14 protein-coding genes and 1 tRNA gene are annotated in these 16,854 nt (G+C 62.0%); 6 read left to right on the top strand and 9 right to left on the bottom strand.

Going from position 1 to position 16,854, the window contains the following annotated elements:
- Positions 1-10 precede the first annotated feature (10 nt).
- On the top strand, positions 11-3,010 hold the full coding sequence (locus LMT64_RS08925; RefSeq protein ID WP_229253172.1) for a type I restriction endonuclease subunit R: 3,000 nt from the start codon (positions 11-13) through the stop codon (positions 3,008-3,010).
- 1,022 nt (positions 3,011-4,032) lie between these two features.
- Positions 4,033-4,103, top strand: a tRNA-Asn gene (locus tag LMT64_RS08930).
- Between the two features lie 42 nt (positions 4,104-4,145).
- On the opposite strand, the gene LMT64_RS08935 is transcribed toward LMT64_RS08930, so the two are convergent.
- The gene (locus tag LMT64_RS08935; RefSeq protein ID WP_126353408.1) at positions 4,146-5,189 is read right to left on the bottom strand and encodes a Glu/Leu/Phe/Val dehydrogenase family protein; all 1,044 of its coding nucleotides are present in this window, start codon (positions 5,187-5,189) and stop codon (positions 4,146-4,148) included.
- 164 nt (positions 5,190-5,353) lie between these two features.
- Between LMT64_RS08935 and LMT64_RS08940 the strand changes: the two genes are divergently transcribed.
- Positions 5,354-7,399, top strand: coding sequence for a coiled-coil domain-containing protein (locus LMT64_RS08940; RefSeq protein WP_229253173.1), 2,046 nt, complete (start codon positions 5,354-5,356; stop codon positions 7,397-7,399).
- 66 nt (positions 7,400-7,465) lie between these two features.
- Here the strand turns inward: LMT64_RS08940 and glpX are convergent, their stop codons facing one another.
- Positions 7,466-8,473: a class II fructose-bisphosphatase gene (gene glpX, locus LMT64_RS08945; protein ID WP_126353412.1), complete on the bottom strand. Its 1,008-nt coding sequence runs from the start codon at positions 8,471-8,473 to the stop codon at positions 7,466-7,468.
- Positions 8,474-9,048: 575 nt separating this feature from the next.
- Complete coding sequence (locus tag LMT64_RS08950) at positions 9,049-10,137, bottom strand: transposase (RefSeq protein ID WP_229253174.1); 1,089 nt, start codon at positions 10,135-10,137, stop codon at positions 9,049-9,051.
- 85 nt (positions 10,138-10,222) lie between these two features.
- On the opposite strand from LMT64_RS08950, the gene LMT64_RS08955 reads away from it, so the two are divergent.
- The 3 genes from LMT64_RS08955 (at position 10,223) to nrdR (ending at position 12,340) form a co-directional block, all read left to right on the top strand.
- Entirely contained in the window at positions 10,223-10,978 is a 756-nt protein-coding gene (locus LMT64_RS08955; protein WP_126352825.1) for a hypothetical protein, read from the top strand.
- Positions 10,979-11,081: 103 nt separating this feature from the next.
- Complete coding sequence (locus tag LMT64_RS08960; RefSeq protein WP_229253175.1) at positions 11,082-11,843, top strand: SDR family NAD(P)-dependent oxidoreductase; 762 nt, start codon at positions 11,082-11,084, stop codon at positions 11,841-11,843.
- On the top strand, positions 11,840-12,340 hold the full coding sequence (gene nrdR / locus LMT64_RS08965) for a transcriptional regulator NrdR (protein WP_126352823.1): 501 nt from the start codon (positions 11,840-11,842) through the stop codon (positions 12,338-12,340). The genes LMT64_RS08960 and nrdR overlap by 4 nt, the downstream gene beginning before the upstream one ends.
- Here the strand turns inward: nrdR and LMT64_RS08970 are convergent.
- The 6 genes from LMT64_RS08970 to LMT64_RS08995 form a co-directional block, all read right to left on the bottom strand.
- Positions 12,337-12,948: a 1-acyl-sn-glycerol-3-phosphate acyltransferase gene (locus tag LMT64_RS08970; protein ID WP_229253176.1), complete on the bottom strand. Its 612-nt coding sequence runs from the start codon at positions 12,946-12,948 to the stop codon at positions 12,337-12,339. The two genes, nrdR and LMT64_RS08970, sit on opposite strands and share 4 nt — an antisense overlap.
- A gap of 83 nt (positions 12,949-13,031) precedes the next feature.
- Positions 13,032-13,943 carry an SDR family oxidoreductase gene (locus LMT64_RS08975; protein ID WP_126352822.1) on the bottom strand — a complete coding sequence of 304 codons (912 nt, stop codon included), beginning with the start codon at positions 13,941-13,943 and terminating at the stop codon, positions 13,032-13,034.
- A gap of 72 nt (positions 13,944-14,015) precedes the next feature.
- On the bottom strand, positions 14,016-14,363 hold the full coding sequence (locus tag LMT64_RS08980) for a (2Fe-2S) ferredoxin domain-containing protein (RefSeq protein WP_126352821.1): 348 nt from the start codon (positions 14,361-14,363) through the stop codon (positions 14,016-14,018).
- The gene (locus LMT64_RS08985) at positions 14,350-15,156 is read right to left on the bottom strand and encodes an ABC transporter ATP-binding protein (protein WP_126352820.1); all 807 of its coding nucleotides are present in this window, start codon (positions 15,154-15,156) and stop codon (positions 14,350-14,352) included. The genes LMT64_RS08980 and LMT64_RS08985 overlap by 14 nt, the downstream gene beginning before the upstream one ends.
- Positions 15,157-15,158: 2 nt before the next feature.
- Entirely contained in the window at positions 15,159-16,181 is a 1,023-nt protein-coding gene (locus LMT64_RS08990) for a FecCD family ABC transporter permease (protein ID WP_407647849.1), read from the bottom strand.
- A gap of 19 nt (positions 16,182-16,200) precedes the next feature.
- The gene (locus tag LMT64_RS08995) at positions 16,201-16,824 is read right to left on the bottom strand and encodes a lysophospholipid acyltransferase family protein (protein WP_229253177.1); all 624 of its coding nucleotides are present in this window, start codon (positions 16,822-16,824) and stop codon (positions 16,201-16,203) included.
- Positions 16,825-16,854: the final 30 nt, after the last annotated feature.

Here is a 16,854-nt window from a genome sequence, read left to right on the forward strand (position 1 = left end):
GCGCCCCAGTTTGATTCCCCGGAAGGAACCGTCTGCCCCCATGCCTACCGATACATCTGAAAAAGCCCTGGAAACCATCATCGTCAACTCACTGACCAGTGGTGGCTGGCTGGCGGGTTCACCGCAGGCATACGAGCGCGAGTATCAGGTGGACCTGGTGCAGCTGACCGCTTTTCTGGAGGCGACTCAGCCAGGACTAGTAGATGCCTTTGACCTACACAATGCCAGCCCGACCCGCCACAAGTTCCTCTCCAGGCTTCAGGGCGAGATCACCAAGCGCGGCATCGTGGATGTGCTGAGAAACGGCATAAATCACGGTCCCCATAGCGTGGACCTGTTCTACGGCACGCCGACTCCCGGCAACACTGCAGCGGAGGAGCGCTACGCCCAGAACCGCTTCACCGTGACCCGGCAGCTTCGGTACAGCAACAACGAAACTGCCCTGGCGCTTGACCTGGGTTTGTTCGTGAACGGACTGCCTATCGCCACCCTTGAACTCAAGAACAGCCTGACCAAGCAGACAGTCGGTGACGCCATTGAACAGTACAAACGTGACCGCGACCCGCGTGAACGCCTATTCGAGTTGGGACGCTGCATCGCCCACTTCGCGGTAGACGACAGTGAGGTCTACTTTTGCACCCAACTGGCAGGTAAGGCGTCATGGTTCCTCCCCTTCAACCGGGGCTGGAACCAGGGGGGAGGCAACCCGCCAAACCCGAATGGACTCAAGACGGCTTACTTCTGGGAAGAGGTGCTGCATCCCCAGAGCCTGACCAACATTCTGGAAAACTACGCTCAGGTCGTTGAAGAGGAAAATCCCAAGAAACCGGGCAAGAAGAAGCGCAAAGCCATCTTCCCGCGTTACCACCAGCTGGACGCGGTCCGGAAGCTCCTGGCAGACGTGCAAGCGCGTGGCGCGGGTCAGCGCTACCTGATTCAGCACTCAGCGGGCAGTGGTAAGTCCAACTCCATCGCTTGGCTGGCGCACCAACTGGTGGGCTTGCAGCGTGATGGTCAGCCTGTCTTCGACTCGGTGGTGGTCGTGACGGACCGCCGCATCCTCGACAAGCAGATTCGTGACACCATCCGGCAGTTTGCTCAGGTCAAGTCCACTGTAGGACACGCCGTTCACTCCGGCGACCTGCGAACCTTTCTCCAGAGTGGCAAGAAGATCATCATCACCACCGTCCAGAAGTTCCCCTTCATCCTTGATGAAATCAGCCTGGAACAGGGCAAAAGCTTCGCCATCCTGATTGATGAGGCGCACTCCAGCCAGAGCGGACGCAGCGCGGCTGCCATGAATCAGGCGATGTCGGGAGACCATCTACCCGCAGCTTCAGCGGACGAGGGAGAGCAGGACACCGAAGACTGGATCAACGAAGCCCTGGACAAGCGGATGCAGTCCCGCAAGATGCTGAAGAACGCCAGTTACTTCGCGTTCACCGCTACGCCCAAGAACCGCACGCTGGAAACCTTCGGCACACCCGTTCAGCAGCAGGGGCAGGTGCAGCATCTCCCTTTCCACGTCTACAGCATGAAGCAGGCAACCCAGGAGGGCTTCATCATGGACGTGCTGAAGAGTTACACGCCTGTTCAGAGCTATTACCGCCTGGTGAAGAAGGTGGAAGCCGACCCGGAGTTTGATGCCAAGCGCGCCCAGAAGAAGCTACGGAACTATGTTGAGGGACACCAGCACGCTATCCGCACCAAGGCGGAGATTATGGTGGACCACTTCCATGAGCAGGTCATCGCGCAGCAGAAGGTAGGCGGCGAAGCGCGGGCCATGATCGTGACCGGCAGCATTCAGCGCGCCATCGAGTATTTCCACGCGGTACGCGACTACCTGAGTGAGCGCAAGAGCCCTTACAAAGCCATCGTCGCCTTCTCTGGAGAGCCGGAGTACGGCGGGGTCAAAGTCACTGAAGCTAGCCTGAACGGGTTTCCTTCGCAGGACATTCCAGACCGTATTCAGGAAGATCCCTACCGCTTCCTGATCTGCGCCGACAAGTTCCAGACGGGCTACGATGAACCGCTGCTCCACACCATGTATGTAGACAAGCCTCTGTCCGGCATCAAAGCGGTCCAGACCCTCTCCCGGCTGAACCGTGCCCATCCCAAGAAGCATGACGTGTTCGTGCTCGACTTCCAGAACGATACGGAAGTCATTCAGAAATCGTTCGAGCCGTATTACCGCACCACGGTGCTTAGCGACGAAACCGACCCCAACAAGCTGCACGACCTCAAGAGCGACCTGGACGGCATGCAGGTGTACAGCCCTGAGCAGGTTGACGCGCTGGTGGAGCTGTATCTCTCTGGCGCACAGCGTGACCGCCTGGACCCGATTCTGGATGCCTGCGTTGCGGACTACAACGAACTGGATGAAGAGCAGCAGGTGGAGTTCAAGGGGAATGCCAAATCGTTTGTCCGCATCTACAGCTTCCTGGCAGCACTTCTCCCCTACTCTGACGCTGCCTGGGAGAAGCTCTCCATCTTCCTCAACTTCCTGATTCCCAAGCTGCCTGCGCCCAAGGAAGAAGACCTGTCTCGCGGGATTCTGGAAACCATCGACATGGACAGTTACCGCGCCGAGAAACAGGCGATGCAGCACATCGCGCTGACCGATAAAGACGGCACTGTGGACCCAACGCCTGGTGCAGGAGTGCTAGGCAAAGCCGAAGCGGAGCTGGATACTCTCTCGCACATTCTCAAGGCATTCAATGACCAGTTCGGAAACATTCAGTGGTCAGATAAGGACAAGCTCCATAAGCTGATTACCGAGGAGATTCCAGCGCGAGTCGCTGAAGACATTGCCTACCAGAATGCTATGCGCAACTCTAGTAAGCAGAATGCCCGAATTGAAGGTAATAAGGCGCTAGGACGAGTACTGGTAGCACTGATGAAGGACAACACTGAGCTTTTCAAACAGTACTCGGATAATGGGAGCTTCCAGAAGTGGATGCAGGATATGGTCTTCGACCTGACCTACAACGAGAACCAGCGGGGGCTCTAGGGATTCGGATAATTACCGGTAGCTTGCAGGTCACCTTCAGCCGCGTACTCTTCACTGAATTTGCGCATCATCGCCGCCAACTCCCGGTCAGGTGCCTGTCCAGAACACCCTCCACAAGTTGAAGCGAAGGTTTCCTCGCCGTCCGCTCTGGCTCCTCACTCTCCTCTGAGACTGACTCAGCGACCAGCACAGGAGCGGCTTCGGGAACCGCTTCGGACTAAGGGGCAGTCTCAGATTGTGGCAGGAGTGCAGAGGCGGGAGCAGCACCGACTAGGGGGCGTTTGAACACAAGGGTTACGCTCCCAGAACGGACGTTAGGCTGAAGTCCTGTAACGTATTGGCTATTCCCAAAGTTGGTGTAAGCGGTCTCGGTAGCAGGCAAAGCAGCCACCAGCTCCCAGCCCTCTTCGCCCAAGCTCGCCAATTGAGCTTCATCAAGGGCAAAGTGCTTCTTACCGTCATCCGTCTCGATTCCAACAGAGGCGGCGAACTCTGCAGACTCTCTATCAGCATCACTGGCATACACAGCATCAACCAGCAGCTGCTTGTACTCCCAGCGTTGAGTGGCTTGCACTTGGGGCGCAGGGGGGGCAGAGGGTAAGAAATCCTTAACTACACCTGCTGCAGCCACAGCCAGTAACAAACCCAGTAACACAGTGTCTATAGACTTCATCAAGAGTCCAGCTTATTGCTCAACCGCGAATTCGCCAGCGAATTTGAGCCGACATGGAAGACCCCAGATCAACTGGTGTCTGCGGTAAGCGCATAGCTTATTACCCGTCACCTCAGTTACCTGGGGCTTCCACGCCTTTTTAGGGGCTACTTTTGCTTTTGGGTGATCTCGCTCACCTCTAGAGGCAATACTCTGCTGAAGCGTCAACGTAGGGACCACACAGGGTGTAATCGTTGTACGGGGAAGATAGCACCCACTTAACAGTCCCGCAAATGCTCTCAAATATCGGATGCTCCTGAGCCACCTTTACAGATACAAAAATCCATTTTATACTGTATGGGACGATGTTTCGTAGCTCAGTGGCAGAGCATCCGACTGTTAATCGGACGGTCGTTGGTTCGACCCCAACCTGCCGAGCCAGAAAAGAAAAGCCCCGTCTAGGACGGGGTTCTTTCTTTGCTCCTACTCCCCCCGGCCCAGTGAACCGATCAGGGAAATCCGCTGCTCTGCCATCATGCGGGCCACCAGATGAACCGGCTGCGCCACATGCTGCGCGACCTCGCAGATCCGTGCGACATTCTGATACACCTGCTCGGCGGCCTCCTCTTTGCTCACGCCCTGCGCGGCCGCGATCAGCCCAGCGCTATTAATGGCAAAGTCGGGAATGTAGACGATCCCGGCCTCACGCACGGCATCTTCTCCGGCGCGGGTCAGCGGGTGGTGTTCGCTGCCGGCAATCATGCGGCACTGCAGGCGGGACACGGCCGCTGCTGGAATACTGCTGCCGCTGGCGCAGGGGGCAAACACATCGCAGGGCGCGTCCAGAATGTCGGCAGGCTCCATGGCCTCGGCACCCAGATCTTCCACCAGTTCCTGCATCACGTGGGGACGACTGTCGGCCACGATCAGGCGGGCTCCCTCGCGGGCGAGGTGCTCGGCCAGTTCACGGCCCACGCCACCCAAACCATAGATCGCCACCCGGACACCGCGCATACTTTCGCTGTCCAGCACATACTTGGCTGCCGCTTTCATGCCCCGGTACACCCCGTATCCGGTCACGCGGCTGGTATCGGTGTGCTGACCCAGAGTGCCTGGCGTTTCCTGGGCCACAAAGGAAATATCGCGTGGCGTCACCCCAATGTCTTCGGTCAGGATGACCCGGCTACTGAGGGGGCGCAGCTCGCGGCCCAGGGCGCGGAAGAGGGCCTCACGGGTATGCGGCTGGGCGCGGCTGCCCAGCAGATTCTCGTCGCCGGGCATGATCACGCAGGCCCCACCGCCGAAGTTCAGGCCCGCCAAGGCCGACTTGTAGGTGAGGCTCTCGCTGAGGTCCAGCGCTGAGCGCACCAGGGCTTCCTCATCCATTCGGCGCAGGCGCACGCCCGCGATGGCCGGCCCCAGTGCCGTGGAATGAACCGCCAGCACGGCCCGCAGGCCCGTCATGGGATGCTGAATCAGCGAGAGGGATTCGTGGCCCCTGACCTGCAATTCTTCAAAGATCAGCATAGGCCCCCCGGAGTATGAGCAGCGAGCTGTGAGGAGATGGTCATAGCCGCAAGATATACTTTCCTCTACCGCCCACCGTATCCCCAAGCTCGCTGCGGTGAGGCCAGCGAGGTCCTACGATGAACGCAGTCCTGTCCCGAATTCCCGTCAAGATGCTTGGGGACGTGCTCTCCACGCGCGCCCTGGAGCGCATCATCCAAGACGCCGCGCAGGAGCGCCGCGTTCATCCCGCGCAGCTGGATGCCCAGGCCCTAGAGGGCATCCTCAAACGCGACATCTACCGCCGCCTGCAAATGAGCCTTCCGGCCCAGATGGCCAAAAAGCGCGTGCTGGATGTGCTGGCTGAAGTGCAGCGTGTGGCCGCCGAGGTTGGCACGGTGGACTATGTCCCAGCAGACCTCAGCCGCCTAGAAGAGGGCGTGCGCCGGTTCACGCTGTACTTTGACTGGCCCGAATCTCAGCGCCTGCGCGGCGTACTGAACATGGCCCGCCAGGAAGAAGCGGTAGGCAACGATGTCGCGGCTCTGCTGGAAGAGGGCGAAGGCCTGATCGGGCAGATGGAACGCCGACTGGCCGAAGGGCTGGTGGCACAGGGCCAGGACCTGGCCGAGCTGAAGGCCAGCTTTGAGCGGGTCAGCGGTGTGGGCGGGCGCGAAGTCCGGCGCCTGGAAAACCTGCTGGAACAGATTGACGATGCGCAGAAGCAAGGCATGTTGCTGCCCGGCGAGGTGGAACGCGCCCGCAAGTTAAGCCTGACCCTCCGCAAAAAGCTGGAATCGTCGGTGGTGCAGACCGCCCCCGGCGAGGTAACGGTGATGGACCCGGCAGCGCAGGCCAAGATCCGGGCGCTGGAACTGGAACACGCCGGGCGTCACTTGGGCGATGTGCTGGCCGAATACGGCCCACTGATCTCGGCGCGGCCTGAACTGGAAGCCCATGCCCGCGATCTGAACGACGCGATGGTGGCCGGCACCCTGACCGAAGAAGCCATCGGCGCGTGGCAGCAGGAACTGGGCACCCAGCGTGATGCGCTGCGGGCTGAGCAGCAGGCCCAACTGGAAGAGCTGGAACGTGCCCTGGCCGACCTGTCCGCAAGTGACGAAGCTGCCAAAGCCCGCCTGTCGCTGGGCCTGGCCCGCCACACCCTGGAAGAAGGCGGCCTGGCCGGCGATGAGCTGCGCGACCTGGAACTGACCCTTTCGGCACTGCGTCTGTCGCCCGATGGCGGCGACACCCTGCGCCAGCACCGCGAGCTGTCCGAGCTGGAGCGCAGCGCCCGTGATGTGGCCGGCGCAAGCGAAGAACTGGCCTCCCAGATTGCCGAGGCCCGCGAAGCCCTGGGACGCGGCGAGACAGTCAATGTGGACGCTCTGTACGATGTACTGGAGCGCCGCATGGGTCAGGCTGCTCAGGAACGCGAGGAACTGGACACCCGCGCTGATCATGTCGTTCAGGAGTACGATTCGGTACGCAACCTGGCCGGGGAAACCATTCAGCGCCTGGGCCGCCTGGCCGATACGCTAAGAGCCCAGCGTGGCCTGGGACAGCTCTCGGCACAGGCCCGTGAGCGCTACGTGACCACCCTGGAAGAAGCCGAAGCGCTGCTGGATGAAGCCCACGCCGAGCACGCCGCCGCACAGGAAGTGACCGCCAGCTTCGGAGAAGATGCACTGAGCGACCTGCTGGGCATTTTCGACATGGCTGAAGATGGAAGTGATGGCACTGGCCTGCTGGAAGTGATTGAAAGTGATCAGGAAGAGGGACGCGATCTGCTGGCAACGGACAGCCCTACGCCCGCCCCAGCCACAGCTCCCGCCGAGACTGACTTCAACCCTTTCGCCTTCCTGTCTGGAGCAGCGGCGCAACCTGCGGCCCCTGGTCCCACCGAAGCACCTGTGGTTGCCGAAACAGTCGCTCCACTAGGTACATCTGCTGAACCTGCGCCTGCAACGGACACCAGTTCACTGCCTGCAGACGCCTGGGTGGTGCAGGGCGGGCGGGTACAGCAGGGAGCGAGCGATCAGTTGACGGCACAGGTGGCCGACTTGCTGGGCTGCGCTGAGGGCCTGGGCGTTACCCGGCTGCGCTTCGAGGACGACCAGTGGTCCTGGAGCGCCCGTCAGAATGCGGGTGGCAGCTGGCGTCTGGCCCGCGCCGCCGACGCAGCCAGCCTGGAACTGAATCACGGCAGCTGGCTCAAAGAAGGCTGACCTCAGCCAGCAAAAAGGGAGTGCGGCGTAGGTATATCACGCCGCACTCCCTTGCCTCAGTGACGCTCAGATGCGAACGTGGACGCGGGCCCCATCATCTTCCAGGTGGACGGTATCGATAAAACGCACCACGCGGGTGGCGTGACCCATGACCAGGGTGTGGGTACGTGCTCCACCGCCAAAGCGGCGTACGCCGTACAACAGGTCGCCACTGGTAATGCCGGTGGCACTGAATACGATCTGGTTGCCAGGAGCCAGTTCATGGGTCTTATAGATGCGGCCCTCTTCGACCCCCATCAGCTTGAACCGTTCGCGCATGGTGTCGTCCTCAGCGATGAACTGACCCTGGATGTGCCCGCCCAGGCACTTCATGGCAGCGGCGCTCAGCACACCTTCGGGAGCACCGCCAGAACCCATCAGACAGTGCACACCACTGCCACGCACCGCAACGGCAAGACTGGCAATCACGTCGCCGTCACCAATCAGCTTGACGCGGGCGCCCGCGTCACGAATCTGGCGGATATGGTCGGCGTGCCGTTCACGGTCCAGGATGGTCACCAGCAAGTCGTCCACATCGCGGTCCAGCGACTCGGCGATGATCTTCAGGTTCTCGGCGATCGAGTAGTCCAGGCTGACCTTGTTGGCGGCGGGCGGTGGCACGACCAGCTTCTCCATGTAACAGTCGGGAGCATGCATCAGGCCGCCTTTTTCGCTCAGGGCAATCACGGCGATGCCGTTGGGCAGGCCCTTGGCAGTGACACTGGTGCCCTCCACCGGGTCCACGGCAATATCCACCTCGTACTCGCCCTGGCCCAGTTCCTCGCCGATATACAGCATCGGGGCTTCGTCCATCTCGCCCTCGCCAATCACCACCGTGCCGCGAATGTTAAGTGATCCCAGCAGTTCACGCATGGCCGTCGTTCCAGCGTCGTCCACGGCCATTTTGTCGCCCATGCCGACCCACCGACTGGCGGCCAGAGCGGCCCCTTCGGTCACGCGGGCGGTTTCCAGCACCAGGGCGTGTTCAAATTGCTGCGAGCGGCGCTGCTCGGCTTCGGTTCGGTTGTTGGTCATGTCTCAAAAGTAGCATGGCCCCCGACGCCCAAAAGCCCCACCTGGGCGCGGTGCAGCCCCTGGGACATCAGCCCAGCACACCCAGCCAGACCAACAAGGCCCACAGCAGCACTGGCCCCGCCAGCCAGAGTGCCGTCAGGTAGATCAGCCGCCCCCAGTCCCGCAAAAATTCGCGCATGACCCTCAGGATAGCGTGGAAAGGTCGGAACCTTCCGAAGACTCCAACACCGAGCTGAGGCATCTCCAAGTCGCGCCATGAACTTAGGCGGGCTTGCCCCTCTGTCGCCTTTTCATGTTTGGTACACCGTCCTCTTGCCCTCGGAGCCAGCCCAAGAACCATAAATTGCCCGTCTATTTCAAAAATTTTAGGTATTATGAAACCAACTGACCGAATATTCCTTAGCGTGGCCTAAAGAGCAATTTGTCGAAATATTTCAGCTTTTTCCGTTCCCTACATATCATCGCTTGAACCGAGCTCCAAAAAGATTGTGAAATAAAAATTTATAGAATATGATTTCTGCGTGAAAAAACCCGCTTTACTGATGGCCGCTGTTGCGATGACCGCTACCCTAACCTCATAACTTGCACCTTGCATAGCTGAGCGAATAGCCGTGCTGGAGAAGAAATTCTCGTTCTTTTTGGAGCTGACTCAGAAGATGGTTGAGCCTGACTACGGGGAACAGGGTGTAGAGGGCCAGGCGTGCCGCCTCTTTCAAGGTCATCCCTTCTGAGCGATGCAGTATGGTCAGGGTGAAGGCCAGGAAGACCATCAGAATCCAGCGGTCCAGACCCCTGGCAGTTCGCAGCGCGAACTGCGCCAACCCAAACTGGTGCTTACCTTCCTTGAAAAAGGACTCCAATGTCCAGCGCCGCCCACCCTCAGCAACGATCTCGTCCCCCTCCAACAGTTCAGACGACACCGCGAAGAATTCACGGTCCCCACGGTCTACTCTCCCCAGAGACAGCGTTTCCAGAGACCAGTTGGCCAAGTTGACATAGCCTCCATGCGGACAGTCCGCCACCGTCACCCGCCCAGGATGGTCCGTGCGCCGGTTGCTCCTCACACCCACCACAAACTCAAAACCAAGGCGCTGCACGCCTTCCAGAAAGGCAGCGGATTCAAATCCGCTGTCGGCCAACATGCGGATCCGAAAGCGCTTCCCCACGAAGTCCGGCACCTCCTCCAGCAGGTCCTGGGCCAACGTGACCGGGGTACCGGTGTGCTTGCCCTGGTACACCCGGTAGGAAATGGGGAACTTCAGTTCCCCATATTCGGCAAACAGGACGACCAGGTGGATGCCATGTCTACCGTTGTACACACTGACAAAGGGCAACTGGGTCCCCACCTTTTCCACCGTGGTCAGATCCACACTGAGCCGCAACCGAGGTCGGCGTTTGGAGTGAGCTACGTCCAACAAAATGCGCCACTGGATGTCCTGCGTCTCGTCCCAGCAACGGTCTGAATCCCAGTCATAGACGTTGAAGAAGCGACTCAGTGCACTGGGGCTGGCTCCTTCAGCTTGGCTGAATTTGATCTTCTGGCCTGGACTGTGGAAAAGGTGCAGCGAAGCCTCCAGGCTTCGCCGTTGGTACAGCGTCTCTGGAATGTCCAGAATCCGCTGTGAGAGAATATGGGCGCGCTCCCCTGAAACCTGTTTGTACACACTTCCAGAATTTCAGCTCTGGGAGCGCTTTTTGTCCGCCTATTCAGGTGCAAGTTCTGAGCTAACCGCTTGCCCTGGCGCGTCCATGCCACAGGTACCTCAGCCCAGTGAACTCAGAGGGGACGTTCGCCTGTTGACCCTGGAGATGAAGGAGGGGGGGCCAACGTTCTCCACCGCAGCCTGGAACCGGGGCGAGCAGCCGGTTCATTTGCTACTGTCCAGCGATGCGACTCTGGGTGAAGACACGGCCCCCACCCCAGCAGCCACCGGTAAGGTCAGCGCAGCAGGGCAACTGTCGCTGAAGTTGCCAGCCGAGGTTGCCGCTGCCAAACTCTCCCCGATTGATACTGAATTTACGGCAGGCCTTGAAGAAAACCTGAACGCCGAATGCACCGGCGACATCAAATCCAGTGCAGCAGCCAACAGCGCTGGCGGTCTGCTGACGGTAGGCGGTGGCGGCGTGCTGCTGGCCAGCCCTCAGCCCGTCTTTAGCGTGAAAGACACCAACTTCAATGCTTCGGGACAGGCCGGAACAGTCCTCTACGTGGACAAAGCCACCACGGTCGAAGGCACCCTGATCTGCACCTTGCCGGTGGACGATGAGAACAGCGACACCGCCAAGGCCACTTTGAACATGGACCTGAATCTGAAGGCGGGCTGGAACTCGGTGGTCCTGTCGGGCAGCGCCAAGGCCACCCAGACAGGTGAAACGGCTGGCCAGGCCGAAGTTACCGTGACCCTGGCCAGCAAGGAATTGCCCAAGCAATGGATGGCCATTTACCCGGAGAACCTCGGCCTGGGAGAGAGCGAATCACTGAGCCTCGGCAGCCTACTGCGCTAATCCATCTGCCGCACCGCCTCTCCCATCCCAGGGGGAGGCATTTTACTGCATGGCAATCTGCAGCATATTTTGCGCCCTGCCGGGCTGCGCTATCCTGCATAGCGTGACCCAGGCTCCCCTGCCCCCGACCGTCCGTCCTCCTGATCTGGCTGGCCACGTCATTGCGGTGACAGGGGCGGACCGGGGTTATGGGCGGGTGATGGCGCAGGGGCTGGCCGACGCTGGGGCAACCCTGGTGCTGGTCGGCAAGCAAGGCGAATTGCTCGCCGGACTGGCCAGTCTGATCGAGCGCAGCGGAACTACCGCCATCCCCATGCAGGCCGACGTATCGGTGCCGCTGGACTGGATCAAAGTTCAGGGCCGCATCCTGGACATTTTCGGAGCGCTGGAGGGCGTGGTTCACTCGGCAGACAAACGGGCGCACCCAGCCCTCAACCTGCTCAGCGAGAGCGAGTGGATGGACCTCTTTCAGGCCAACATGAAAAGCAGTGTGAGCATCGCCCAGACCATGCGTCAGCGCCTCCCACAGTCCTGGCTGACGGTCATCGGGCCGCATCTGGACGAGGGTGGCTTACAAGGTCATACCCTGCGCGGCGGCCTACGCGGACTGCTGGACAGCGCGCAGGAAGACGGTTTCAGAATCAACCTGCTGCTGCCCAGCCGCTCACCCAGTGGTGAGGACGAGCTGGACATTGGCGTGGTGAACGCGGTCACGGCGCTGGCCTCGCCGGGACTGATGCACCTGCGCGGTATGTGCATTGATGTGCCGCTGCCTGCAATTCAGCAGCAGGGGCTGGATCTGCTCTCGCCGGAACAGCGGGCCAACTTTCTGGCCCCTACACCAGAAAGGCGCGGCCCCGCGTGAACTGTCCCTACTGCTCGGCGGCAGATACCCGTGTGGTCAACTCACGGCCCAGCGACGAGGGCGCCAGTATTCGCCGCCGCCGTGAGTGCCAGAGCTGTTCACGCCGCTTCACCACCTACGAACGCACCCAGTTGGAACCGCTGATGGTGCTCAAGCGCGGTGGCGTTCGGCAGGCCTTCAACCCCGACAAACTGCTACGTGGACTGGAACTGGCCGCCGAGAAGCGCCCGGTTGACGCCGCTGAATTGCGCTCCTTCGCGTACTCGTTCGAGGACGAGGTCAGCCGTCCTGAAATCAGCTCCGAGGACATCGGGCGGCGGGCCATGGCCTTCTTGCGCCCACTGGACGATGTAGCCTACATCCGCTTTGCCAGCGTGTACCAGGACTTTGACTCGGTGGAACGCTTCTTGGAAGAGATTCAGGGCCTGCGTGAAGAAGGACAGGTTGAAGGGGCCGCACCGCAACACCGAGGCGACCACGACCCTAAGCAACCTTAGGGCTGGGCTGGTTTAGGAATCACCGGAGTCATGTTCTGCGGGGTGTGGCCCTGCACGCCGCGCAGCAGCTCACGAATCGCCGCAAAGTCTGCTTCGATGTCGCCCGTCGGCTGCACATAGCCCACGATTCCAAAGCGCTTGTGGCCCCAGTCAATCACCGTCACAGCAATGGGCACCTCCGCTTCTAGAGCCATGTAATAAAAGCCACTCTTCCAGTGCTCGGCGCGGGCACGGGTGCCTTCGGGGGCGATGGTCAGCATGATTTCGTCCGACTCACGGATGATTTGCACCACGGCGTCCACAAAGTTCCCCCCAGCGCGGCGGCGGTCTACCGGCAGCCCGCCCCACCAGCGCAGCAGACCGCCCAGCGGGGGGCGAAAGAGGGTGTGCTTGCCCACCCAACGGGCCGGGCTGCGGGTGGCCCAGCGCCAGAAGATACCCGGCCAGAAGTCGGCATTGGCAGTATGAGGAGCGGCCACCGCCACCACACGGGGCGAGGGCGGCGGGGCCAGCACAGCCTGCCAGCCCGCCAGCTGCAGCGCCGCTGACGCCAGGCGAGAAGTCAGGGTATGGGGACGGTTCATCCAGGTGGGCGTGCGGGAAGCCATTGCGGCGCAGTATAGCCAGCCGCTTCTGGCACGGGCCTCACAGCCTGAGCGTGGTTGCGCTAGAAAATCGCCTATCCGGTGTTCTAGAACAGCGTGCCGCCCGTGATCGGCAGCACCGCGCCCGTCACATAACTGCTTTCCTGTGAGGCCAGATACACATAGGCACTCGCCAGCTCGGCGGGCTGGCCGGGGCGGGCCAGCGGAACCGACTCACCGAACTGCTGCACCTTTTCCTGCGGCTGGCCGCCACTGGGTTGCAGCGGTGTCCAAATCGGGCCGGGGGCCACGGCATTTACCCGAATGCCCTTCTCCGCCAGCTGCCCCGACAGGGCCTGGGCGAAGGCCACGTTGGCCGCTTTGGTGGAGGCGTAGTCCAGCAGGTTCTTGGATGGCTTGGACGCCTGGATGCTGGAGGTAATAATGACGCTGGCCCCCGGCTGAAGGTGGGGTGCAGCGGCGCGGCTCAGCCAGAACATGGCGTAGATATTGACTTTCATGGTGTCGTCGAACTGCTCGTCGGTAATATCGGCGATGTCGTCCTGGCTGACCTGCTTGCCGGCATTGATCACCAGAATGTCCAGGCCGCCCAGCTGCTGCGCCGCCTGCTCAATAAGGCTGTCACAGAACTCGCGGGTGCGCAGGTCACCGGGCAACGCCACTGCTTTGCGGCCCGCCTCCTCAATCAAGCGCACCACTTCCTGGGCGTCGGACTCTTCCTCGGGAAGGTAGTTGATCGCTACATCGGCCCCTTCGCGGGCGTAGGCGATTGCCACTGCCCGCCCGATCCCCGAGTCGCCGCCGGTGATCAGCGCCCGGCGGCCCTGCAAACGGCCCAGGCCCTGATAGCTGCTCTCTCCATGATCCGGCCGCGGCTGCATGGCCGAGGCCAGCCCCGGCGCCTCCTGCGGCTGACGGGGAAACGGCGGCTGCGGATACTGCCTCAGCGGATCGCGCATCTCAAACTGGTTCTGGATGTCCGGTTGTTGGTCGCTCATACCCCAGTGTCATGTGCTGCGGGCTGAAAGGCATGGCGAACAGACCAAGAGATGTTGATGATCAGCTGGCTCTTAGCCGCCGTCCGGTCCGTACCGACGGTCTTCGGGCAACTCTGCGCCCTGATGGACCGCCTGGGCCAGCGCGAGCGCCAGCGGGAAATCCACGCCGGCGTACCAGCCCTGCTCTAATTTGCCGCCATGCTCGCGGTACACGCACAGCGCCGGACCATAAGAACAAGCGCCCAGGCAGCCGCTCTCGGTGAGGCGAACGTTGCCGCCCGACTTGTAATAGGCCAGGTGGCCCTGATCCAGTGCCCGCCAGAGGGCCTGATACAGTGGCGCAGAGCCGCGGGCCTGACAGTTGGGTCCCTGGCACACCAGCAGATGTCCGGCGGTCGGAAAGTATTTAGGTGTCGCCATCGTCTCTATCGTGCGGCACAATCACCAGGCGCTGTGCGGCCTGCACCACATCCACCCGCACTCCGTAGGCCGCGTGGAGCTGCTCCGGGGTCAGCACCTGTGCGGGTGTCCCGGCGGCCAGCACCTGCCCAGCGTGCAGCAACACCAGATGGTCGGCGCGGGCCGCCAGGTTCAGATCGTGGAGCACGGCGATCACGCCCACACCGCGCCGCACTTCGGCCCGCAGGTAGCGCATCACATCCAGCGCGTAGGCGAGGTCGAGGTGATTGGTCGGTTCGTCCAGCACCAGAAAGTGGGGCCGCGCTGCCAACGCCCGCGCCAGCGCCACCCGCTGCGCCTCGCCGCCCGACAGCTCCGAGACGGGGCGTTCAGCAAAGGCCAGGGTATCGGTGCGGGTCAACGCTTCGGTCACGGCAGCCTCGTCCTCGGGCGTCCAACCTGTGCGGGGAATCAGGCCCCAGCGCCACTCGCCTGCGCCGCGCCCCAGCGCCACCACGTCGCGCACGCGGGTGTCGACGGGCAGGCCCTCGGTCTGGGCCAGATAGGCCAGCTGCCGCGCCCGCTCAGCGCGTGACCACTCGGCCAGTGGGCGCCCCAGCAGTTCCACACGGCCTGACTGCACCGGAGTCAGCCCCAGCATGCCGCGCAACAGCGTGGATTTTCCCGCACCGTTGGGACCGATCACGGCGCTCAGCCGCCCGGCCGGAAACGACACCGAGACGCCGCGCACCGCTGGGAAATCGCCCGCCCGCACCTGCAGACCGTGGGCGCTGAATGTCTCTGTTTCTGTCATCACTAGGCCTTTACTCGCCGCAGCAGGTACAGGAAAAAAGGCCCACCCAGCAGCGTGGTGACGATGCCCACCTGTGAAAGTGGGGTGGTGCGGGCCAGCAGGTCGGCCAGCACCAGCAAGAGGCCCCCCGCCAGCGCGGAGACGGGCAGCAGTACCCGGTGGCTGGGATCCCAGATCAGGCGAACCGTGTGCGGCACGATCAATCCCACGAAGCCGATTACCCCGGTGTAGGCGACGGCGGCGGCGGTGGCCAGGCTGCCGGCCACAATCACCAGCAGCCGTAGCTTTTCAACGGGCAGGCCCAGACTGGAAGCCGTCAGGTCGCCGAGTTGCAACAGGTCCAGCGCCCGCCCCAGCCCGATCAGGGTGCCGCAGCCGAGCAGCGCGTAGGGCAGCACCCGCCCGATGTCCCCCCAGCTGGAAAATCCCAGGTCGCCCAGCGTATAGGCCAGCACCTCGCGGGCGCGGTCCTCACCCTGCATGATGAGAAAGGTGGTCACCGCCCCCAGAAAGCTGCCCATCACTACGCCGGCCAGGATGAGGCGGGTGGGCGGAAAGCGCCGTCCAGAGCGGCCCAACATCAGGGTAATGGCGACGGTCGCCAGCGCGGTCAGCATGGCCGTCAGCGGCAGGATGGCGCGGGGCAAGTCCAGCACCAGGCCCGCCGTCGCCCCCACCGCCGCTCCGCTGGCGACGCCCAGCAGGTAAGGGTCAGCCAGCGGATTGCGAAATACACCCTGAAAAGCCGCCCCGCATATTGACAGACACGCCCCTACCAGCACAGCCATCAGCACCCGTGGCAGGCGAATATCCCAGATGATCACGTCACCTTCCTGCAAGCTGCCACTCAGGCCCCGCCAGACTGCGTCCAGTACCTCGCTGGCCGGAATCGACACACTGCCCACCGCCACACTGAGGACCATACTGCCCAGCAGCAACAGAATCAGGGTCAGCAGCAGCGGCCCACGGGCTGCCCCGCGCCGGGTTCGCTGGCCCGTTTCAGGAGATTGGCCCGGCTGCAGCATGGGAGAGTTCGTCACCTTGCTAGTCCCATAACTGGCCGAATTCCGGCTGCGAGAGTCGCTCAATTTCCACTTCCAGCTGGGTCATCAGCGCCCGTGCTCCCAGGGTATACGGCAGCAGCTCGCCCAGGCGCAGCACCCAGCGCTTTCCGTGACGGGTAAGACCCGCTGGCATCACCGGAGCACGGCCCTTCAGCGCCATCAGGGCCACACCGCCGTGCAACTGCCCGCCAGCCCGGCTACCTTCGGGAAAGATGCCCAGGGTGCCGCCTGCCTGCAACACACGCAGGGCCATGCGGACCGATCCGACATCTTTGGCGTCACGGTCCACCGGAAACGACCCACCGCGCCGGATGATGTCCCCCAGAATCGGAAAGAATAGTTCCTGCTTGGCCATGAACTGAATGCGGCGTCCCGACTGTGGAGGCAACCCCCGCGCCAGCACGAAGGGGTCCAGGCCAGAGCGGTGGTTACAGGCCACGATCAGTGGGGTGCCCGCTGGGGGAACGTATTCGCGGCCATGGACTTCCAGATGGCCGCCACTCAGCAACACTGGCAGGTAGGTCAATTGCATTACGGCTTCATACACCAGGGGATCAACCGTCGGCACCGGGATCCTGGCCCCCGCCTGTGAGGCGTCTGTCATAAGGTCCAGCATACCGCCCTGACCCGGGGT

Source organism: Deinococcus radiophilus (assembly GCF_020889625.1).
Lineage (GTDB): Bacteria > Deinococcota > Deinococci > Deinococcales > Deinococcaceae > Deinococcus > Deinococcus radiophilus.

What these genes read in the sequence shown, in the direction of transcription:
- LMT64_RS08955 (WP_126352825.1), top strand. Translation starts at nt 10,223, where the DNA reads ATGCCACAGGTACCTCAGCCCAGTGAACTCAGAGGGGACGTTCGCCTG.
- glpX (WP_126353412.1), bottom strand. Translation starts at nt 8,473, where the DNA reads ATGACCAACAACCGAACCGAAGCCGAGCAGCGCCGCTCGCAGCAATTT.
- LMT64_RS08995 (WP_229253177.1), bottom strand. Translation starts at nt 16,824, where the DNA reads ATGACAGACGCCTCACAGGCGGGGGCCAGGATCCCGGTGCCGACGGTT.
- LMT64_RS08985 (WP_126352820.1), bottom strand. Translation starts at nt 15,156, where the DNA reads ATGACAGAAACAGAGACATTCAGCGCCCACGGTCTGCAGGTGCGGGCG.
- LMT64_RS08980 (WP_126352821.1), bottom strand. Translation starts at nt 14,363, where the DNA reads ATGGCGACACCTAAATACTTTCCGACCGCCGGACATCTGCTGGTGTGC.
- LMT64_RS08970 (WP_229253176.1), bottom strand. Translation starts at nt 12,948, where the DNA reads ATGGCTTCCCGCACGCCCACCTGGATGAACCGTCCCCATACCCTGACT.
- LMT64_RS08990 (WP_407647849.1), bottom strand. Translation starts at nt 16,181, where the DNA reads ATGCTGCAGCCGGGCCAATCTCCTGAAACGGGCCAGCGAACCCGGCGC.
- LMT64_RS08935 (WP_126353408.1), bottom strand. Translation starts at nt 5,189, where the DNA reads ATGCTGATCTTTGAAGAATTGCAGGTCAGGGGCCACGAATCCCTCTCG.
- LMT64_RS08975 (WP_126352822.1), bottom strand. Translation starts at nt 13,943, where the DNA reads ATGAGCGACCAACAACCGGACATCCAGAACCAGTTTGAGATGCGCGAT.